We start from the raw sequence: 19,895 nt of genomic DNA, 5'->3' as shown, positions 1-19,895 counted from the left end.
GGCGGCCGCCTTCCCGCTAACGGTCCACGATCTCGTTCTTGCCGATCACCACGACGCCGCCCTTGGTGACGGCGAAGCGGGTGCGGTCGTAGTCGAGGTCGAAGCCGATGCGCGCGCCGTCGGGGATGACGACGTTCTTGTCGACGATGGCCTTGCGCACGATGGCGCCCCTGCCCACCTTCACGTTCTCCATCAGCACGGAGTCCTCCACCAGGGAGTGGGAGTGCAGGACCACGCGGGGCGACAGGATCGAGCGCTCGGCGGTGCCGCCCGAGATGATGACGCCCGGCGAGACCAGCGAGTCGATCGCGCGGCCCACGCGGTCGCCCTCGTTGTGCACGAACTTGGCGGGCGGCAGCGGGTCGTGGCCGGTGTAGATCGGCCACCTGTCGTTGTACAGGTTGAAGACCGGGTGCGCGGAGATCAGGTCCATGTGCGCCTCGTAGTAGGCGTCGAGGGTGCCGACGTCGCGCCAGTAGCCGCGGTCCCGCTCGGTGGAGCCCGGCACGAGGTTGTCGGCGAAGTCGTAGACGTCGGCCCCGCCGGACTTGACCAGCATCGGGATGATGTTCCCCCCGAGGTCGTGCTTGCTGGTCGGGTCGAGCGCGTCCTCACGCAGCGCGTCGATCATGGCCTGGGTCCTGAAGACGTAGTTGCCCATCGAGGCGAAGACCTCGTCGGGGGAGTCGGGCAGGCCGACCGCGTCCTTCGGCTTCTCCCTGAACGCCACGATCCTGCGGCCCTGCGGGTCGGTCTCGATCACGCCGAACTGGTCGGCGAGCGACAGCGGCTGCCTGATCGCCGCCACCGTCACGTCCGAGCCCGACTCGACGTGCTGGTCGACCATCTGCCGGGGATCCATGCGGTAGATGTGGTCGGCGCCGAAGACGATGACGTGCTCGGGCATCTCGTCGTAGATCAGGTTCAGGTTCTGGAACAGCGCGTCGGCCGAGCCTGAGAACCACCGCGGGCCCAGCCGCTGCTGGGCGGGGACGGGCGTCACGTAGTTGCCCAGCATCGCCGACAGCCGCCAGGTCTGCGAGACGTGCCTGTCGAGACTGTGGTTCTTGTACTGCGTCAGCACCACGATCTTGAGGTAGTGCCCGTTGGCGAGGTTCGACAGCACGAAGTCGATCAGCCGGTACATCCCGCCGAACGGCACAGCCGGTTTGGCCCGGTCGGCCGTGAGCGGCATCAATCTCTTACCTTCTCCACCGGCTAGCACGACTGCGAGAACCCTGGGCGACGTCATGGCGTGACGCTACCCCGAAATGGGCGGTCAACGCAGGTCCGGTCACCGGTGCGTTAGGGTCGCGGGTGTGCGCGTGGATCTGCTGAGTCGTGAATACCCGCCCGAGGTGTACGGCGGGGCAGGGGTGCATGTCGAGTACCTCGCCAGGGAGCTGCGACGGCTGGCCGACGTACGGGTGCGCTGCTTCGGCGCGGCCAGGGACGAGGAGGGCGTGTCCGCCTACCGGGTGCCCGGCGGCCTCGAGACCGCCAACGCCGCGCTGCAGGTGCTCGGCGTCGACCTGGAGATGGCCGCCGCCTGCGAGGGTGCCGACCTGGTGCACAGCCATACCTGGTACGCCAACTTCGCCGGGCACGTCGCCAAGATGCTGTACGGCACGCCACACGTCGTCACCACCCACAGCCTCGAGCCGCTGCGGCCGTGGAAGGCCGAGCAGCTGGGCGGCGGCTACACGCTGTCGTCGTGGGCCGAGCGCACCGCGCTGGCCTCGGCCGACGCGATCGTCGCGGTGTCGGAGGGCATGCGCCGCGACGTGCTCGAGGCCTACCCCGAGATCGAGCCTGGCAGGGTCAGCGTGGTCCACAACGGCATCGACACCGTCGAGTACGCCCCCGACCGCGGGGTCGAGGTGCTGAACAAGCACGGCATCGACCCGAGCAGGCCGTACGTCGTCTTCGTCGGGCGGATCACCAGGCAGAAGGGGCTGGTCCACCTGCTGCGCGCGGCCCGCTCCTTCGACAGGGCGGCGCAGCTCGTGCTGTGCGCGGGCGCGCCCGACACGCCGGAGATCGCCGCGGAGGTGCGCGGGCTGGTCGAGGGCCTGGGCCGCGACGGGGTGTTCTGGATCTCCGAGATGCTGCCCAAGCCCGAGGTCATCCAGCTGCTCACGCACGCGACCGTGTTCGTCTGCCCCTCGGTCTACGAGCCCATGGGGATCGTCAACCTGGAGGCGATGGCCTGCGAGACGGCCGTCGTCGCCACCGCGACGGGCGGCATCCCCGAGGTCGTGGCCGACGGGGAGACGGGGCTGCTGGTGCCGATCGAGCAGGGCCGCGACGGCACCCCCGACGATCCGGCGAGGTTCGAGGCCGACCTCGCCGAGCGCGTCAACGCGCTGCTGGGCGACCCGGCCAGGGCCAGGCGACTCGGCCTGGCCGGCAGGGCCCGTGCCGTCGAGCACTTCTCGTGGGAGCGCATCGCCGACCGCACCATGGAGCTGTATGCCACGCTCGGCGGCTGACTGGACATCCCGATCACCCGGGTATGTGATCGTAGTCTGACCGCCTCCTCACCCCCGGGAGCCGCCGTGACCGAGATCATGCGAATGCCCCTGGACGGCGGGGGCGCGCTCTACGTCGAGGTGCCCGAGCGCAGCGCCGGAACGCGCAGGGTCTCCCGCACCGGCGAGGTGATCGACGCCTCCGTGGAGTCGCTGCAGGTGGCGCTGCGTCCCATCGGCGAGGCGGCCGCCGCGGCGCTCGACGTCTTCCGCCGGTCCTCACCCGACGAGGTGGAGCTGGAGTTCTCGGTCAGGCTCAACGCCGAGGCGGGCGCGGTGATCGCCAAGACCTGCGGCGAGGGGCACATCCAGGTGCGGCTGGCCTGGCGCAGCGGCGGATAGCCCGCGCTGCCGTACGCTTTCTCACGCCGAGCCGACGACCGGAGGGAGAGTACGTGCTGCTGGCCGAGGGCGTGCACGCCGTCATCACCGACAGGAACGGAGGAGGCAGCGCCCCGCCGTACGACAGCAGGAACCTGGGCGGCGCGGTGGGCGACTCCCGCGACAGCGTGGCGGCCAACCGCCGCGACACCGCCATGGAGCTGGGGCTCGATCCCGGCAAGGTGGTCTTCATGCGCCAGGTCCACAGCGCGAACGTGGCCCAGGTGAGCGAGCCGTTCGGCGACGACCCGCCCGAGCTCGACGCGATCTTCACCGACCGGCCGGGGCTCGGGCTGGCGGTGCTGGTGGCCGACTGCGTGCCCGTGGTCGTCGCCGACCCCTTCGCCGGTCTGGTCGGCGTGGCGCACTCAGGTCGCGAGGGCACGTTCAAGGGCGTGGTCCCCGCGCTGGTGGAGGCGATGGCCGGCCAAGGGGCCAGGCCCGAGCGGATGACGGCGCTCGTCGGCCCCTCGGCCTGCGGTTCGTGCTACGAGGTCTCCGCCGAGCTGCGCGACGCCGCGCCGGGGGAGATGCGCTCGGTGACGCGCCACGGCACCCCCGCGCTCGACGTCCGCGCGGGAGTGTCGGCGCAGCTGGCCGCGGCCGGTCTGCGGGCCGTACGGCACGACGCCCGCTGCACGATCGAGTCGCCCGAGCTCTACTCCTACCGGCGCGAGCACGTCACGGGACGCTTCGCCGCCTACGCCTGGCTGGCCGGCTGACCCCGTCTCATCTGGCGATGTAGTGCAGGATCACGTTGTGCACGTGGTGGGCCTTGTTCTCGCCCCTGAACTCCACCTCGTAGGTGTGCGTCCCGACATGGATGGCGATGGCGCCCGAGGAGAAGAACGACCCGGCGAACGACTTGTTGCTCACCACGCTCACCGCTGAGATCTTGGCGTAGGGGATGCTCGTGATGGCGACCTTCTTGCCCACGAACGACTTGTCCTGCACGATCACGCGCCGATCGGTGAGGCCGAGGAAGCCCGTGCCCGCCCCGATGGCGTCGTAGACCGCTATGACCTGCTCGCCGGGGAGCAAGCCGCTCTGAATCTGCTGCAGTTGCTCTTGACGGTCGAAAGCGATGTCCATATTTGAGAAATGGGTCTTGCCGTCCTCTTTGTTACAGACAACGCTGGGTCATAGGGGGGTGCGAGAGCACACCAGGAGGCGCAGCATGACCGAAGTCACGCAGTCCAGACCACTCGGAGTCAGCCGCCCCGATCTCACCGTCACCGACCTGCCGCGCCCCGAGGAGGTCTTCGGCGTCCAGCGCATCGGGCCGAAGGAGCTGTTCAAGTACGCCGTCGGCCCCTCGCTCATCGCGCTGGGCATCTCCGTCGGCAGCGGCGAATGGCTGCTGGGGCCCCAGGCCGTCGGGCAGTACGGCTTCGTGGGCGTCGGCTGGGTCATCACGATCTCGGCGCTCCTGCAGACCTTCTACAACGTAGAGTGCTCGCGCTACGTCCTGGCCACGGGCGAGGTGCCGGTCGTGGGCTGGGGCAGGGTGCCGCCCGGCTTCAAGTTCTGGGTGCCGCTCTCCGTCTTCGTGGTGATCTTCGCCTTCATCGCGGGTGGATGGGCCGCCTCCGCGGGGCAGGGCCTCTACGCGCTCGTCCACGGCGTCGCGCCGCCCCGGGGAGCCGAGGAGCCCAGGCTGTGGGCCATCGCCCTGCTCGTGCTCGTCTTCGTCATCACCGCGCTCGCCCGCCGCATCAGCAGGGTGCTGGAGCTGGCCAACTGGGTGATGGTCAGCGCCATCCTCATCACGCTGCTCGTCATCGACCTGTTCGTGGTGCCCTTCGAGCAGTGGTGGGAGGCCATCAGGGGCTTCGTCACCCCGGCCGCCCCGCCGGCGGGGATCACCGCCACCCAGCTGGGCGGCCTGGCCGGGTTCACCGCGCTGGCCTCAGGACTGAACTGGTACGTGATGGGCCACTACCGCGACAAGGGCTACGGCATGGGCTACCGCGCGGGGTTCATCTCCGGCATGCGCGGCAGCCGCAGCGAGCTGCTGGCCAGCGGCGTCACCTTCCCCGACGACGCGAAGAACACAGCCCTGTGGAAGCGGTGGTACCGCCTGCTGCTCGTCGACATGTGGGGCGTCTTCTTCGTCGGCGCGATGCTCGGCATGCTGCTGCCCACCATGCTGATGGCCCGTGCCGTCGAGATGACGGGGCAGCGGCCGACCACCGCCAACGTGCCGACCTTCGTCGCCACCGCGCTCAACGAGGAGTACGGCCGGCCGATGTTCATCCTGGTGCTGGTCATCGGGGTGCTGATCCTCTTCTCCACCCAGCTGGGCATCTTCGAGGCGATGGTCCGCGTCACCACCGACGCCGCCCACGCCACCAGCCCCCGGCTGCGCCGCCTGGTCGAGGGCGACCCCCGGCGCTTCTACTACCCGTTCATGCTCGCGCTGCTGGTGGTCATCGGCATCGTGCTGCACCTGGCGGTCCCCGTCGAGCTGGTGCAGTGGTCGGCCAACATGTCCAACCTCGGCGCGCTGATCTACCCGTTCCTGCTGATGTACCTCAACAGCAGGCTGCCGAAGGCGGCCAGGCCGCGCTGGTGGCACTACGTGATCCTGGTGCTGAACTTCCTGTTCTTCGGCTTCTTCTTCGTCAACTTCATCGCCGACTTCCTCGGAGAGCCACTGGTAACGTTCTGACGTGATCATTCGCCCGGCTGACAAGAAGACGGACGCCGCCCGCATCGGCGCGGTCCTGAGCCGCGCCTTCCACGACGATCCCGTCGTCCGCTGGCTGCTGCCCTCCGGTGAGGGCAGGGAGCGGATGTTCGTCACGCTCGCCCGCCACGTCCACGCCCTCGGCGATCTGGCGATCGACGGCGAACAGCTCGTCGGTGCCGCGCTGTGGGACCCGCCGGGCTACCGGCAGCCGCCGCTCGAGACGCTGCGCTCGCTGCCCGGCTTCCTGATGGCGATGGGCGGCCGCGTCACCTACGGACAGCTCCTGCAGACGGAGTTCCACCGGCGCAGGCCGCGGGTGCCGCACTGGTACCTGGCGGAGATCGGCACCGACCCCGCGGCGCAGGGCCGCGGGGCGGGCAGCGCCATGCTGGCCGGCAGGCTCGCCCACTGCGACAGCGAGGGGACGGCGGCCTACCTGGAGAGCAGCAAGGAGAGCAACGTCCCCTTCTACGAGAAGCACGGCTTCAAAGTCACAGAGGAGATCCGCCTGCCCAAGGCAGGACCCACCGTCTGGGCCATGCTGAGGGAGCCGGTCAGCTGAGCCGCTCCAGGACCACCACGGGGATCTCGCGGTCGGTCTTGGTCTGGTAGGTGTCGTAGTCGGGCCAGACCCTGGTCATCATGCGCCACATCTCCGGCTTCTCCTCCGGCAGCGCGGTGTGCGCCCTGGCCCTGAACTTCTCGTCCTTCACCTGCACCTCGACCTCGGGATCGGCCTGCAGGTTGAGATACCACTCGGGGTGGCGGGGGTCGCCGCCCTTGGAGGCGACGACCAGGAAGGAGTCGCCGTGCCGCTGGTAGATCAGCGGGGTGGTGTACTTCTTGCCCGACTTGCGGCCTGTCGTGGTCAGGAGCAGTGTCGTGGTGCCGTTCCACTCGTGACCCTCGGCGCCGTCGGTCTCCTGATAGCGCTGCACGTGTTCTTTACCGAAGAGCATGTGCATCCCGTACCCGGCATCGGGTCAACACAGGGTCAGCGGTCTGGCTGGTCCTTGCCTGGAGGGTTTAGACTCCCGGGCATGACCTGGCGACATTGATCCACCACCAGAGGTCGACGCGGGGCGCGTGAACGCGGACCCCCGGGCGCGCTGCCTTACGCCCGACGTCCGATCCCTCCGTCAGGAAGACCTCATGCCTCTGAAGCTCTACGCCTACGCGTTCCTGGGCGACTTCATCCTGCTCTATCCGGTCTATGCCCTGCTGTTCTCCGACAGCGGGCTGACCGTTCCCGAGATCACCTCGCTGCTCGTCATCTGGGCCGCGTCGGGCCTGCTGCTGGAGGTGCCGTCAGGCGCGCTGGCCGACACGCTGTCGCGCAGGGCGCTGCTCGTCGCGGCCCCCCTGCTCGGCGCCGCCGGCTTCGCGCTGTGGACCGCCGTGCCCGCCTACTGGGCCTTCGCGGTCGGGTTCGTGCTGTGGGGCGCTCGTGAGGCGCTGGAGTCGGGCGCGCTCGAGGCGCTCGTCTACGACCACCTCGACCACGACGGCGCGGCCGAGGAGTACGCCAAGGTCATGGGCAGGGCCCGCTCCGTCGGCCTGGTCGCCGTCGCGCTCTCGATGGCCGTGGCCGGCCCCGTCTTCGCCGGGGGCGGCTACACCGTGGTGGGCGTCGCCAGCGTGCTGGCCTGCCTGGCCTGCGCGCTGGTCGCCCTGACCTTCACCGAGCGGCGCGCCGCCGCACACGACGAGGACCCCACCGGCTACCTCGACACCCTGCGCGCCGGCCTCGCCGAGGCGCGCACCTCGCCCAAGGTACGGAGCGCGCTGCTGCTGGTCCCCGCCGTGACCGCGATCTGGGGCGAGCTGGAGGAGTACGTCCCGCTGCTGGCCAGGGAGAGCGGGGCGGCGACGACGGCCGTGCCCCTGCTGGTGCTGCTGGTCTGGGTCGGCGCCACCTCCGGTGGCCTGCTGGCCACGTACGGCAGCCGCATGCGCGCCCGCGGCTTCGCCGCCGTCCTCGCCGTCGGCGGCCTGGCTCTCAGCCTGGGCGCCATCACCGGGCACCCGGCGGGGTTCGCCGGCATCGCGGTGGCCTTCGCGATGTTCCAGCTCGGCGGCGTGCTGGCCGACGCCAGGCTGCAGGAGCGCATCACGGGACCGAGCCGCGCGACCGTGACGTCACTGGCGGGCCTGGTCACCGACCTGTGCACCATCCTCGCCCTCCTCGTGTACGGCGCGGCGTCGCTCGTGCTGCCGCACAGCGCGCTGTTCGCCCTGTTCGGCGTGCCGTACCTGGTGATCGCGCTGGTGCTGTCGAGAAGCGGGCGCCGGCTCCGACCGCGCGGGGAGGATCAGGAACGTGCCGAAGTGATCCCGTGAGTGTTCCGCGCATCGGCCTCAGCGAGGCCCTCGCGACCGCGCTCTGACGATCAGGCCGCCCGCCCGTACGAGGCGCGATCATGCCCGCGTGCGGGCGGGCGCCCCGCCTCAGATGTAGGGCTTGGCGACGGCCACCAGCTCGGGGAGGGCGTCGGCGGTCTCGACGAACAGGGCGGGAGAGGGCGTGCGCTCCCGCACGTCCTTCACCCTGATCGCCATCACCGCGGGCGTCGCCGCGCCGACGTCGCCGTAGCGCGCGTCGACCGCGGCGCTGATCGCCCTACGGGCGTCGGCCACGACCTCCCGCGCCGCGTGCGAGGGGCCCGAGGCGGCCAGGTAGCCGATCAGCGCCGCGAACCGCAGGTCGCCGCCCTTCGCCTCGGCCGAGCCGGGACTGTCGAGCCAGAACACCTTTCCCGCCAGGAACGCCGCGTAGCTCGAGCCCTGGCGATCGAGGGTCCGCGTGGCGCCGGTGAGCAGCTCACCGAACTCGGCCAGATCCGCCTCGGGCGGCAGGTCGGTGGTGACCAGGAGCGGCACGATCAACGAGTCGAGCATCAGTCAACATCCCTCCGTGAGGTCGCTCATGCTAGACCGCCCCACCGACAATCCGCGGCCGGTCGCCGTGTGTCGGCCCGATCCGCGCGTCGCCCTAGGATCCGAGGATGCCCTCCGCCCTCCTGATCAACGGCACCGTCGGCTCCGGCAAGACCTCGGTGGCCGACGCGGCCGGTGACCTGCTCGCCGCAGCCGGGGTCCCGAACGCCGTCATCGACCTCGACTGGCTGCGCCGCGCCTGGCCCAGCCCGCCGCACGACAGGTTCAACACGGGGCTCACGCTGCGCAACCTGCGCGCCGTCGCGGGCAACTACCTCGAGGCGGGCTCCGAGCGGCTGGTTCTCGCGGGCGTGGTCGAGTCGCGCCAGGAGCGAGCGGGATACCTGGCGGCGCTGGGGGTGGACGACCTGACGGTCTGCAGGCTCCGCGTCGACCTGGGGGAGGTACGGCGCCGCCTGACCCGCCGCCACGAACTCGACGAGCAGGGCCTGCGCTGGCACCTGGACCGCTCGGGCGAACTGGAGGCGATCCTCGAACAGGCCAGGACCGAGGACTTCACCCTCGACGCCACCGGCCTCATGGCACCGGAGGCCGCCGAACAGGCCCTCCGCCTGACGGGCTGGCTCCCACCGGCGCAATGAGGACCGGTGGTGCACTGTGCCGGATGATGAGCCCCTGCCCAGGCCGGCGTGCGGGGACGGAAATATGAGCAGCTCGAAGGGTGTGCACCGCGGAGTGGTGGCGAGGCGTCGCCTGACTGTCTGGCCAGGCGGCCGGGGCACGTCAGAGCGGGCCGGAGCTCGGCCGTACGCCCAGCCCGGATGAAGGCGGGGCGGCGTCACGGCGGCCTCGGGGCCCGCCGGATTCCGGCGGGCCCCGAGGGGTGGATCAGAAGCGGACGCCCCAGTGGAGGTTGTCCGTCCGCCACAGCTCGGACTGGCGCTGCTTCAGCAGCGACCTGGATCCTCCGCCCACCGGGCAGCGGGTGCCTGGCGCGGGCACGACCAGCGAGATCAGGTACTGGTCGAAGGGCACGGTGGCGCACTCCTCCTTGCCGTAGATGCGGTGACCCCAGCCCTCGTAGGTGAGCAGCACCGCCTTGGGGCCGAGCTGGCGGGCCACGTTGGCCGACCAGCCGTACGGGGTGGAGGGGTCGTGCAGCGAGCTGCCCAGCATGATCGGAGCGCTGCCCCTGTAACGCAGCCTGTGCTGCGGATTGGTGGTGGGGTGGTTGAGGCAGACGGGCAGGTCCTCGATCGGCATGGGGTTGTAGCGCATGTCGGGGGCGCGGCGGTTGGAGCTGCGCAGCAGCGCGGCGTACTGCTTGTAGTTGCGCACCCGTAGGTTGTAGTCCTCACAGAGGATCACGGTCGGCAGGTGGGCGAGCTCGCCCTCCACCGGCTGGCGGCCGGGCAGCGGCGGCACCCACGGCGGCAGCGGTCCGCCGCCGTCCAGGGCGCGGAGCATCTCGCTCAGCAGCTGCCAGGCGGGGCCTTCGGTGCCGAGCACGCCCTGCCACAGGACCTGCAGCTCGGTCATCGGGCGGTCAGGCACGCCCGGGTAGTAGAGCTTTCCGCTCCGAGCCTTGGCCAGCAGCCTCTCCCACACCGCCCGGACGTCCTGGCCGTGCAGGGCGCAGCTGGGCTCCTGCGCGCACCAGCCGGCGAACTCGTCGAAGGCGTCCTCGACGGCGGCCGCCTCGGTGTCGAGGAAAGCCTTGACCCCGAGGCTGTGGTCCATGTTGCTGTCCAGGGCCATGGCCCTGATCCGGTGCGGGAACAGCTCGGCGTACATCTGGCCGATCAGCGTGCCGTACGAGATGCCGTAGTAGGTGAGCTTCTCCTCGCCGAGGGCGGCGCGGAGGGCGTCCATGTCACGCGCGACGTTGGTCGAGTCGACGTGGTCGTACAGGGGGCCGGTTCGGGCCCGGCAGTCCTGGCGCAGCCTCTTGGCGTAGGCGCTCCACCTGTCGAAGTCGGCCTGGCTCGTCATGACCGCGTGCGGCATCTGGTTGTACACCGACGCCGAGCACACGACCGGGTGGCTGCGGCCCACGCCTCGCGGGTCGAAGCCGACGATGTCGAAGCGCCGCTGGAGCTCCTCGGTGAAGAAACCGGGGGCGCCGTAGGCGGCTTCCACGCCGGAACCGCCGGGCCCGCCCGGGTTGATCACGAGGGAGCCGACGCGGGCCGCGGGGTCGGTGGCCTTGCGGCGGGCGACGGCCAGGTCGATGGTGGGCCCATCGGGCTTGGACCAGTCGATCGGGACGGCCAGCTTGCCGCACTCGGCGGTGGGCTCCTCTTGGCAGGGCGCCCAGGCGATGCCGCCGCTCCCCGGAGGAGCCGGGCTTCCGTTTCCTGCCGACGCACCGGCCGCGGGTACGGGCAGCACCGCCGCCACCACGACGAAGGCGGTGGCAAGGAGAGAAAGACTTCTTCGCACATTGCTCCAATCGGATCGGTCGGCACTCGACCGGTCTAGATCATTCCGGGTCGGTGGGACCGACGGAGCAAAGATGAGAAATTTCTTAAAACGACCAATTCCGGCAGTGGCTGAGCCGATCGGCTTCAGTGGGCGGGCCACTCGTCGGCCAGGGCGGAGTGCACGATGGAGTCGCGCCAGCCCGCGGGGGTGGGCACGTGATGGCGGATGCGCCCCTCCTCCACCATCCCCGCGACGAGCATCGCCAGCTGCGCGGCCGTGTTCGCGGGGGAGCGGGCGCCCCAGAGGCGGTGCAGCCCCAGGTCCTTGAAGCCGAACTTCAGCAGTAACCGGATCAGGTCCGTGCCGATGCCACGTCCCCACAGGTCGGAGCGCAGGCCGAGGCCGATCTCGGCGCTGTGCGGGTGGTCGGCCTCGATGTGCAGGCGGGCCACGCCGATCACCGCGCGCGTCTCGCTGTCGGTGACGGCCAGCACGTACAGGCGGCGAGGGGTCGCCGCGGCCGCCGTGATCGCCTCGGCGACGATCTCGGCGACCTCCTCGCGGGTGCGCGGGTCGAAGGGCAGATGATGGGTGGCGGCCGGATCCCCGTAGACGGCGTGCAGCGCGTCGACGTCGTCGACGGTCACCTCACGCAGGCCCAGCCGCTCGCCGGTGACGTGGACGCTGCGCATGCGCAGACGGTAACGCCTGGGCCGCGATCTTCACAAGAGCGGTCAAGTCGCCAGTTGACTGCCGTAAGCACGCGCGACAAGTTCGGCGACGGCCCCGTGCGCGCCCAGCGGGTCGGCGAATCCGGCCCCCACGCTCGCCGCGGCCGACTCCAGCACGGAGGCGTCGGCCTCGTGCCCGATGAGGCAGGGGGAGATCGCCAGGCGCTCGGCGCCCGCGGCGCGCAGCCGTGCGGCGGCCACGTCGACGCCGGGCTCGCTGTCGAGCGAGGCCGCCACGACGGGCAGGGTGAGGCGCGAGGCGAGCAGTACGGCGGTGGCCTGGGCGGCGTGGACGGCCTGCTCGCCGCCGACGGTGCCGAGGATGACCGCGTCGACAGGGCTGGAGACGCTGAGCAGGCGCATCCTGTCGGCCCTGGCGAGCTCCTTCTCGGCCAGCTTGATGTGCAGCGCCTCGGCCAGCAGCGGGTGCGGGCCGAGCGCGTCGGTGATGGTGGCGTCGGCGCCGGTGGCCGCGACGACCTTGGAGATCTCCTCGGTGACCGCGGGGTCGGGCCAGAGCGTCAGCGGCACCACGATCGCGGCGCGGTCCTGCGGGAGCTGGTCTGCGAGATCCTCGAACGTGGCCAGGCGCACCTCGATGTGCGGGTTGTCGACACGCACGAGCCCGACGATCTCCTCGGCGTAGCCGCCGGGGTCGGCGGGGCACGCCAGCACGAGGGCAGGGGCGTCCGGCGGCAGGGACGTGGGCACGGGCCGCCGATGGCGGCCGCCACCGGGCCGGGGGGAACGTTCACGTACAGGCAGGCTCACGGCGCGGAGTTTATGACTATTTGGAAAACCGCGTGCTCGGAATCGGCCGCGATTCCATTACAACCTCACCAGTCTCACCAGTCAGACAGCTCCAGGCTGTGAGCGAGATCACATCGTGACGTGACGAAACGTTGACGTCACGGCGCGCGGCGCGAAACTTTGAGAAATCTAGAAGCGCGTTCTAGAGCAACCTTCCACCGCTCGGAGGTTGGAGTGAAGCCGTTCTACGTCCGCGAGCTCACCGTCTATCCCGTCGGCGCGCGGCGCGTCCGCCTGCTGGCGGTCGCCGTGCTGGCAAGCCTGGTGGCCAACTTCGAGACCACGCTGGCCACGATCCTCCCGCTGCTGCGCGAGGACCTCGACATGTCGCTGGAGGTCTACGGCCTCATCGCCGCCCTCTCCGTGCTGGTGGGCGGGTTGTCGGCCGGATTCGGCGGGATCCTGTCCGACCGGTGGGGCAGGGTGACGATCCTGGTTCCCACCCTGACGGTCACCGCCGCCTGCAACTTCCTGCTGGCCACCGTCGACACCGTCGGCGGGCTGATGTTCGTGCGCTGCCTCATGCTGTTCATCGAGGGGGCGGCCATCACGATCACCGCCAGCCTGGTGCGGGACTTCTCCCCTCGCGTGGGCAGGGCGCAGGCGTTCGGCTTCTGGACCTGGGGGCCGGTGGGCGCCTCCTTCCTGGCCTCGGTCATCGCGAGCCTGACGCTGCCGATGTTCGGCAACGCGTGGCAGTCGCAGGCGATCATCATGGGCGTGGTCTCGCTGGTGCTCTGCGCCGTCATCATCTGGCAGATCGCCGAGCCCTCGGCCGCGCTGAGGGCCCAGGTGATGTCGGCGGAGGTGGCGGTCGCCACCGAGGGGAAGATCGACCCCGGCAAGGTCCGCGAGCTGCTCAGGCACCCCCACCTGTGGGCCCACGTGTTCGGCAACACCGGCTGGCAGGTGCTCTACTGGACCTTCGCGATCTTCGGCCAGACCATCCTGGTCGACTCCTTCGCGATGAGCGCCGCCCAGGCCAACGGCGTCGTGGCGTTCGGCATCGTGCTCAACGCGGTCGCGGTCATCGTCGTCGGGCGGGTGTCGGACCGGCTGCAGCTGCGCAAGCCGTTCACGCTCGCGGGCACCGTGCTGACCATCGCCACGCTCGGGGTGTTCGTCGCCCTCATCGGCTCGGGGGCCTCGGGCCCGGCGGTCGTCGCCGTCTACGCCGCGCTCTTCCTGATGCTCGGCGTGGCCTACGTGCCGTGGATGGCGAACTTCTCCGAGGACGCCGAGGACGTGGAGCCCCGCCTGCAGGGCGCCGCGCTCGGCCTCTGGGGCATGGTGGTGCGCATCATGATCGTGGTCCTGCTCCTGGTGTCGCCGCAGGTCGTGGCCGCCGGCGGGTGGAGCGCGTGGCTGCTGGTCGGCCTCGCGGGACAGGTGGTCTTCCTGGTCTCCATGCTCGCCTTCAGGGGCAGATGGCGTACGGCCAGGCCCGCCTCCGCTTCCGTCTGATCCCGGCGCGGGCGCTGTGACCTGAATCACAGTGCCCGCTGTTTACATCTATGTAATCGATTACCTATGGTGATGTAATCGATTACATGGAGGACTCATGGCACGCATCAAGGACGTCGCGGCACACGCCGGCGTCTCCGTCGCCACGGTCTCCCGCGTCCTGAACGACAATCCGTCGGTCACCGAGGAGACCCGCGACCGCGTCTACGCGGCCATGAAGGAGCTCCGCTACGTCCCCAACGCCGTCGCGCGGTCGCTGCGCACCGAGGCCACCAGGACGCTCGGCCTGATCATCGGCGACATCCTCAACCCCTTCTTCACCGAGCTGGCCAGAGGCGTGGAGGACGAGGCCAGGCAGGCGGGCTACACCGTCATCATCGGCAACGCCGACGAACGGGCGGAGGAGCAGGACCACTACGTGCGCACGCTGGTGGAGCAGCGCGTCGACGGACTGCTGATCTGCCCCACCGCCGAGGTCACCCCGCTGGTGGAGGAGCTGGTCCGCACGGGCAGGCCGCTGGTCTTCCTGGACCGCACGATCAGCGGCCTCGACGTGCCGTCCGTGCGCGCCGACGGGGCCACGGCCATCGCCGAGCTCGTGGCGCACCTGAAGTCGCGGGGGCACCGCAGGATCGCCTTCGCCTCGGGACCGGCCACGCTGTCGACGGGCCGCGAGCGGACCGAGGCCTTCGCCGCCGCCATGGCCGAGGCGGGCCTCGACCTCAGGGCCGAGTACATGGCCGCGGGCGACTTCCGCGAGGGCAGCGGCAGGGCCATCACGGCGCGCCTCCTGGACCTCCCCGAGCCGCCTGAGGTGATCTTCTTCGGGGACAACCTGATGACACTCGGCGGGCTGGACGAGATCAGGGCCAGGGGGCTGAGCATCCCCGGCGACGTGGCGGTCGCCTCGTTCGACGACGTGACGTGGTTCGTCCACGTCGATCCACCGATCACCGCGATCGCCCAGCCCACCGCCGAGATGGGGCGCACGGCCGTACGGCTGCTGCTGCAGGGCGTCGCGGGGCGCAGCGGGCAGTCGGTGGTCCTGCCCGCCGAGCTGGTCGTCCGCAGGTCCTGCGAGAGGAAGGGTGCATGAGATGAGCGAGGAGATCCTCAGGGTCGAGGGCCTGCGCAAGCGCTTCCCCGGCGTCCTCGCGCTGGACGGTGTGGACCTCTCCCTGCGCACCGGCGAGGTCCACGTGCTGCTCGGCGAGAACGGCGCCGGCAAGAGCACGCTGATCAAGATGCTCTCCGGCGCCTACCACCCCGACGAGGGCCGCATCCTGCTCGACGGGCAGCCCGTGGAGGTCCGTACGGCAGGCGACGCCCAGCGCCTCGGCATCGCCACCATCTACCAGGAGTTCAACCTGGTCCCCGAGCTGACGGTGGGGGAGAACCTCGCGCTCGGCCGCCCGCCCCGCAGGTTCGGCTTCATCGACGTCAAGGCCATGCACCGCCAGGCCCGTGAGCTGCTCGACAGGGTCGGGCTCGACCTCGACCCGCGCAGGAGGATCGGAACGCTCGGCATCGCGCGCATGCAGATGGTCGAGATCGCCAAGGCGCTCGCGCTGAACGCCCGTGTGCTGATCATGGACGAACCGACCGCGGTGCTGACCACCAGCGAGGTGGACAAGCTCTTCTCCATCGTCAGGCAGCTGCGCGACGAGGGCGTGGCGATCGTCTTCATCACCCACCACCTCGAGGAGATCGCCCAGATCGGCGACAGGGTGACCGTCCTGCGCGACGGGCGCTCGGTGGCCGAGGTGCCGGCGAACACAGCGGAGGACGAGCTCGTCAGGCTCATGGTCGGCCGCCCCATCGACCAGCAGTACCCCAGGGAGCCCGAGCAGCCCGGCAGGGCCCTGCTGAAGGTGAGCGGGCTCGGCAGGCGCGGCGCCTTCGACGACGTCTCCTTCGAGGTGCGCGCGGGCGAGGTCGTCGGGCTGGCGGGGCTGGTGGGCGCGGGCCGTACGGAGGTGGCCAGAGCGATCTTCGGCGCCGACCGCTACGACACCGGCGAGGTCACGGTGGACGGCAGGCCGCTGCCCGCAGGAGACATCCACGCGGCGATGGCCGCGGGCCTCGGCCTGGTGCCGGAGGACCGCAAGGGGCAGGGCCTGGTGCTCGGCGCCGACATCGCCGAGAACCTCGGCCTGGTGACGCTCGGCGACGCCAGCCACGGCGGCTTCGTGGACCGCTCGGGCCAGCGCAAGGCGGCCGCCAAGGTCGCCGGCCAGCTCGGGGTCAGGATGAGCGGGCTCGGCCAGGAGGTCCGCACGCTCTCGGGCGGCAACCAGCAGAAGGTCGTCATCGGCAAGTGGCTGCTGGCCGACGTCAGCGTCCTCATCCTCGACGAACCGACCCGCGGCATCGACGTCGGCGCCAAGGTCGAGATCTACCAACTGATCAACTCTCTGACGGCCTCGGGCCACGCCGTCCTCATGATCTCCAGCGATCTCCCCGAGGTGATCGGCATGAGCGACAGAGTGCTCGTCATGGCCAGAGGCAGGCTCGTCGGCGAACTCCCCGCGGGCGAGGCGACACAGGACACGGTGATGGCGCTGGCCGTCACCGAGGTGGAGGGAACTCGTGTCCAGTAGAACGAAGGTCTGGTTCTCGGAGAACGGCGCGCTCGTCGCGCTCGTGGTCCTGGCCGTCGCGTTGTCGCTGCTGTCCAGCGACTTCCTGAGCGTGAGCAACCTGCTCAACGTCGGCGTGCAGGCGGCCGTCACCGCGATCCTCGCCTTCGGCGCCACGTTCGTCATCATCACCGCGGGCATCGACCTGTCGGTCGGCTCCGTGGCCGCCCTGTCGGCGATCACGCTGGCCTACCTGTCCACGACCTCGGGCCTGCCGTGGCCGCTGGCCACGGTGATCGCGCTGGCCGTCGGCGTGGTGTGCGGGCTGGCCAACGCCGCCCTCATCGCGTACGGCAAGCTGCCCCCCTTCATCGCGACCCTGGCCATGCTCGGCATCGCCAGGGGCCTCGCTCTGGTCATCTCCCAGGGCAGCCCGATCGCCATGCCCGACGCGGTCTCCCACGTCGGCGACACCATCGGCGGCTACCTGCCCATCCCGGTGATCGTCATGGTGGTCATGGGTCTCATCGCCGCCGTCATCCTCAACCGCACCTATCCGGGCCGCGCCATGTACGCGATCGGCGGCAACGAGGAGGCCGCCAGGCTCTCCGGCATCAAGGTCAACAGGCAGAAGCTCGTCACCTACGCCCTGTCGGGCGGTTTCGCCGCCGTCGCGGGCATCGTGCTGGCCAGCCGTCTCGCCTCCGCCCAGCCGCAGGCCGCCGCCGGCTACGAGCTCGACGCCATCGCCGCCGTCGTCATCGGAGGGGCCAGCCTGTCCGGAGGCAAGGGCCGCGCCTTCGGCACCTTCGTCGGCGCGCTCATCCTCGCCGTCCTGCGCAACGGCCTGAATCTCCTGTCCGTCTCCGCCTTCTGGCAGCAGGTGGTGATCGGCGTCGTGATCGCGCTCGCGGTCCTCGTCGACACCCTGCGTCGCAGGTCAAGCAATTAAGGGAAGAGAACAGTCATGAAGCTGAGGATCATCGCGGCCGGTGCCGCGCTCGCGCTCGGCCTGACCGCCTGCGGTTCGGCCGACACCACCGGGCCTACCGCCACGGGCGGCGGCTCGGGGGATATCAAGATCGGCATGTCGGTCTCCACACTGAACAACCCCTACTTCGTCCAGCTGCGCGCGGGCGCGGAGGAGGAGGCCAAGAAGCTCGGCGTCTCGCTGACCGTCACCGACGCCCAGAACGACGCCTCGCAGCAGGTGAACCAGGTCCAGAACTTCACCAGCCAGAACATGAAGGCGATCGTCATCAACCCGGTCGACTCCGACGCGGCCGCGCCGGCCGTCAAGGCGGCAGAGCGGAGCAACATCCCGGTCATCGCCGCCGACCGCGGCGTCAACGGCGCCGAGGTCAAGCAGACCGTCGCCTCCGACAACGTCCAGGGCGGCAAGCTGGCGGCCGAGGAGCTGGCCAAGCAGATGGGGGAGAAGGGCAGGGTCGTGGTGCTCCAGGGCGTCGCGGGCACCTCCGCCTCCCGCGACAGGGGACAGGGCTTCACCGAGGGCATCAAGGCCTACCCCGGCATCCAGGTGGTCGCCTCCCAGCCCGCGGACTTCGACCGCACCAAGGGCCTGGACGTCATGACCAACCTCCTGCAGTCGCACCCCGACGTCACCGGCGTCTTCGCCGAGAACGACGAGATGGCGCTCGGCGCGATCAAGGCTCTCGGCGCCAAGGCGGGCTCGGCGGTGAAGGTCGTCGGCTTCGACGGCACCCCCGACGGGCTCAAGGCCGTCCAGGCGGGCACCCTCGCCGCGACCGTCGCCCAGCAGCCCAAGGTCCTCGGCCAGCAGGCCATCGCCGGAGCGGTGAAGGCCGCCAAGGGCGAGAGCATCCAGCAGACGGTGGCCGTGCCGGTGAAGGTCGCGACCAAGGACAACGTCTCCGAGTTCGCGAGCTGACCATGGACGTGGTGGTCGTGGGGTCGGTCAACGCCGACCTCGTGGTCAGGGTCGGGCGCAGGCCCGCGCCCGGCGAGACCGTGATGGGCTCCGACCTCGACACCTTCCCCGGCGGCAAGGGCGCCAACCAGGCCGTCGCCGCCGCCAGGCTCGGCGCGGACGTCGCCCTGCTCGCCAGGACCGGCACCGATCAGTACGGCGCTCGCCTGGTCGAGGGGCTCGCCGCCGAGGGTGTCGGCGTGGAGCACGTGATGGAGACCGAGGGGGCCAGCGGCGTCGCGCTCATCACCGTCGACGCCGAGGGCGACAACAGCATCATCGTCTCGCCCGGCGCCAACGCGCGCCTCACCCCCGCGGACGTGACAGCCGCCGGCGACCTGGTGAGCGGGGCGGCGGTGGTCTCGCTCATGCTGGAGATCCCGCTCGACACCGTGACGGAGGCCGCCCGCGCCGCCCGCAGGGCGGTGCTGAACGCCTCACCGCCCCGCGAGCTGCCCGGCGAGCTACTGGCGCTGGCCGATCCGCTGGTGGTCAACGAGCACGAGGCGGCGTTCCTGCTGGGCGCGGCCTCGGCTGATGCCGTCTCCGAGCCCGCCGGGATGGCGCGCGCGCTGCTCGCGCTGGGACCGCGATCGGTGGTGATCACCTTGGGGGCGGACGGCGCGGTGGTGGCCGAGCCCCCGACCGCCGGGCCGCCTGGTTTCGTGGACGCCGCGGCGGGCGCTCCCGACCACGCGGGCGTTCCGGAGGCCGCGCCGGGTGGTGTCGCGGCTCATGGGGACGGTGCCCCTGGCCGTCCGGAAGGGGCGGTCGTGACGGTGGTGCCGAGCCCCGTCGTGGACGTCGTGGACACCACGGGCGCGGGCGACGCCTTCACCGGCGCGCTGGCCTGGCGCCTGGCCCTCGGCGACACCCTGCCGGAGGCGGCGGGCTTCGCGGCCAAGGTGGGCGCCGCCGCCGTCCGCAGGGAGGGCGCCCAGAGCTCGTATCCCCGCGGGGAGGAGCTGTGAAGCGCTCGGGGATACTCAACGCGGCGCTGGCCGGCCAGCTGGCCAGGCTCGGCCACACCGACCGGGTGCTGGTCTGCGACAGCGGGATGCCGATCCCCGCCGGCGTGGAGGTGGTGGACCTGGCCTTCGTGGCGGGCGTGCCGTCCTTCGCCGAGGTGCTGGACGGCCTGCTGGCCGAACTGGTCGTGGAGGGCGCCGTCGCGGCCAGCGAGGTCGGCGAGGCCAACCCGGCCTGCGCCGGCCCTGCTGGGGGAGCGGCTGCCGGGCCTGGAGTACGTCCCGCACGAGGAGCTCAAACGCCTGTCGCGCGAGGTGAAGCTGGCGGTACGGACGGGTGAGGCCCGCCCGTACGCCAACGTGATCCTGCACTGCGGCGTCTACTTCTGACACCTGAACCCTCGCCCCGTCGCGATCTCCCGAGCAGGAGGACCGGCGCGGCTGACAGGATCGTTCGCCTGGACCC

Annotated in this window: 22 protein-coding genes; 15 read left to right on the top strand and 7 right to left on the bottom strand. The window is 70.7% G+C overall.

The window, feature by feature from the left end; translation table 11 throughout:
• Positions 1–16: 16 nt before the first annotated feature.
• Positions 17–1,252 (bottom strand): glucose-1-phosphate adenylyltransferase, encoded by a 1,236-nt coding sequence (gene glgC, locus FHR33_RS10025; protein WP_183645681.1) that lies wholly within the window; start codon positions 1,250–1,252, stop codon positions 17–19.
• 73 nt (positions 1,253–1,325) lie between these two features.
• On the opposite strand from glgC, the gene glgA reads away from it, so the two are divergent.
• From glgA to pgeF, 3 genes are all read left to right on the top strand, one after another.
• On the top strand, positions 1,326–2,492 hold the full coding sequence (gene glgA, locus FHR33_RS10020) for a glycogen synthase (RefSeq protein ID WP_312895450.1): 1,167 nt from the start codon (positions 1,326–1,328) through the stop codon (positions 2,490–2,492).
• Between the two features lie 66 nt (positions 2,493–2,558).
• Positions 2,559–2,873 carry a CU044_2847 family protein gene (locus FHR33_RS10015; protein ID WP_183645679.1) on the top strand — a complete coding sequence of 105 codons (315 nt, stop codon included), beginning with the start codon at positions 2,559–2,561 and terminating at the stop codon, positions 2,871–2,873.
• A gap of 53 nt (positions 2,874–2,926) precedes the next feature.
• Positions 2,927–3,634: a peptidoglycan editing factor PgeF gene (gene pgeF, locus FHR33_RS10010; RefSeq protein WP_183645678.1), complete on the top strand. Its 708-nt coding sequence runs from the start codon at positions 2,927–2,929 to the stop codon at positions 3,632–3,634.
• Positions 3,635–3,641: 7 nt separating this feature from the next.
• Here the strand turns inward: pgeF and FHR33_RS10005 are convergent, their stop codons facing one another.
• On the bottom strand, positions 3,642–4,004 hold the full coding sequence (locus FHR33_RS10005; protein WP_183645677.1) for a PH domain-containing protein: 363 nt from the start codon (positions 4,002–4,004) through the stop codon (positions 3,642–3,644).
• 85 nt (positions 4,005–4,089) lie between these two features.
• Between FHR33_RS10005 and FHR33_RS10000 the strand changes: the two genes are divergently transcribed.
• Both FHR33_RS10000 and FHR33_RS09995 read left to right on the top strand, forming a co-directional pair.
• Positions 4,090–5,583, top strand: coding sequence for an Nramp family divalent metal transporter (locus FHR33_RS10000; protein ID WP_183645676.1), 1,494 nt, complete (start codon positions 4,090–4,092; stop codon positions 5,581–5,583).
• A 1-nt stretch (position 5,584) separates the two neighbouring features.
• Positions 5,585–6,166: a GNAT family N-acetyltransferase gene (locus tag FHR33_RS09995; protein ID WP_221241038.1), complete on the top strand. Its 582-nt coding sequence runs from the start codon at positions 5,585–5,587 to the stop codon at positions 6,164–6,166.
• On the opposite strand, the gene FHR33_RS09990 is transcribed toward FHR33_RS09995, so the two are convergent.
• Entirely contained in the window at positions 6,159–6,563 is a 405-nt protein-coding gene (locus FHR33_RS09990) for a nitroreductase family deazaflavin-dependent oxidoreductase (protein WP_183645675.1), read from the bottom strand. The two genes, FHR33_RS09995 and FHR33_RS09990, sit on opposite strands and share 8 nt — an antisense overlap.
• A 193-nt stretch (positions 6,564–6,756) precedes the next feature.
• Here FHR33_RS09990 and FHR33_RS09985 point away from each other — a divergent pair, with 193 nt between their 5' ends.
• The gene (locus FHR33_RS09985) at positions 6,757–7,944 is read left to right on the top strand and encodes an MFS transporter (protein WP_183645674.1); all 1,188 of its coding nucleotides are present in this window, start codon (positions 6,757–6,759) and stop codon (positions 7,942–7,944) included.
• A 108-nt stretch (positions 7,945–8,052) separates the two neighbouring features.
• Here FHR33_RS09985 and FHR33_RS09980 read toward each other — a convergent pair whose 3' ends face one another.
• Positions 8,053–8,502, bottom strand: coding sequence for a hypothetical protein (locus tag FHR33_RS09980; RefSeq protein WP_183645673.1), 450 nt, complete (start codon positions 8,500–8,502; stop codon positions 8,053–8,055).
• A gap of 107 nt (positions 8,503–8,609) precedes the next feature.
• Here FHR33_RS09980 and FHR33_RS09975 point away from each other — a divergent pair, with 107 nt between their 5' ends.
• Positions 8,610–9,143 (top strand): DEAD/DEAH box helicase family protein, encoded by a 534-nt coding sequence (locus FHR33_RS09975; protein WP_183645672.1) that lies wholly within the window; start codon positions 8,610–8,612, stop codon positions 9,141–9,143.
• 247 nt (positions 9,144–9,390) lie between these two features.
• Here FHR33_RS09975 and FHR33_RS09970 read toward each other — a convergent pair whose 3' ends face one another.
• From FHR33_RS09970 to FHR33_RS09960, 3 genes are all read right to left on the bottom strand, one after another.
• Positions 9,391–10,944 (bottom strand): alpha/beta fold hydrolase, encoded by a 1,554-nt coding sequence (locus FHR33_RS09970; protein ID WP_183645671.1) that lies wholly within the window; start codon positions 10,942–10,944, stop codon positions 9,391–9,393.
• Between the two features lie 125 nt (positions 10,945–11,069).
• Complete coding sequence (locus FHR33_RS09965) at positions 11,070–11,618, bottom strand: GNAT family N-acetyltransferase (RefSeq protein WP_183645670.1); 549 nt, start codon at positions 11,616–11,618, stop codon at positions 11,070–11,072.
• 42 nt (positions 11,619–11,660) lie between these two features.
• Positions 11,661–12,368, bottom strand: coding sequence for a sirohydrochlorin chelatase (locus tag FHR33_RS09960; RefSeq protein ID WP_312895449.1), 708 nt, complete (start codon positions 12,366–12,368; stop codon positions 11,661–11,663).
• Positions 12,369–12,641: 273 nt separating this feature from the next.
• On the opposite strand from FHR33_RS09960, the gene FHR33_RS09955 reads away from it, so the two are divergent.
• The 8 genes from FHR33_RS09955 (at position 12,642) to FHR33_RS53225 (ending at position 19,819) form a co-directional block, all read left to right on the top strand.
• Positions 12,642–13,931 carry an MFS transporter gene (locus FHR33_RS09955; protein WP_183645669.1) on the top strand — a complete coding sequence of 430 codons (1,290 nt, stop codon included), beginning with the start codon at positions 12,642–12,644 and terminating at the stop codon, positions 13,929–13,931.
• Between the two features lie 97 nt (positions 13,932–14,028).
• The gene (locus FHR33_RS09950) at positions 14,029–15,027 is read left to right on the top strand and encodes a LacI family DNA-binding transcriptional regulator (protein WP_183645668.1); all 999 of its coding nucleotides are present in this window, start codon (positions 14,029–14,031) and stop codon (positions 15,025–15,027) included.
• Position 15,028: 1 nt separating this feature from the next.
• Complete coding sequence (locus FHR33_RS09945; RefSeq protein WP_183645667.1) at positions 15,029–16,531, top strand: sugar ABC transporter ATP-binding protein; 1,503 nt, start codon at positions 15,029–15,031, stop codon at positions 16,529–16,531.
• The gene (locus tag FHR33_RS51685; protein WP_312895448.1) at positions 16,521–17,462 is read left to right on the top strand and encodes an ABC transporter permease; all 942 of its coding nucleotides are present in this window, start codon (positions 16,521–16,523) and stop codon (positions 17,460–17,462) included. The genes FHR33_RS09945 and FHR33_RS51685 overlap by 11 nt, the downstream gene beginning before the upstream one ends.
• A 15-nt stretch (positions 17,463–17,477) precedes the next feature.
• Positions 17,478–18,422 (top strand): substrate-binding domain-containing protein, encoded by a 945-nt coding sequence (locus FHR33_RS51680; protein ID WP_281388153.1) that lies wholly within the window; start codon positions 17,478–17,480, stop codon positions 18,420–18,422.
• Positions 18,423–18,424: 2 nt separating this feature from the next.
• Positions 18,425–19,432 (top strand): ribokinase, encoded by a 1,008-nt coding sequence (locus FHR33_RS09935; protein WP_183645666.1) that lies wholly within the window; start codon positions 18,425–18,427, stop codon positions 19,430–19,432.
• Positions 19,429–19,770, top strand: coding sequence for a D-ribose pyranase (gene rbsD, locus FHR33_RS09930; protein WP_221241037.1), 342 nt, complete (start codon positions 19,429–19,431; stop codon positions 19,768–19,770). Before FHR33_RS09935 ends, rbsD begins: the two co-directional genes overlap by 4 nt.
• Positions 19,745–19,819: an RbsD/FucU domain-containing protein gene (locus FHR33_RS53225; protein WP_376773281.1), complete on the top strand. Its 75-nt coding sequence runs from the start codon at positions 19,745–19,747 to the stop codon at positions 19,817–19,819. The genes rbsD and FHR33_RS53225 overlap by 26 nt, the downstream gene beginning before the upstream one ends.
• Positions 19,820–19,895: the final 76 nt, after the last annotated feature.

Origin of the sequence: Nonomuraea dietziae, from assembly GCF_014195505.1 — a bacterium.
Classification (GTDB): domain Bacteria; phylum Actinomycetota; class Actinomycetes; order Streptosporangiales; family Streptosporangiaceae; genus Nonomuraea; species Nonomuraea roseola.
The sequence above is the reverse complement of the archived record's forward strand: the minus strand, read 5'-3'. Positions and strand labels throughout refer to the sequence as shown.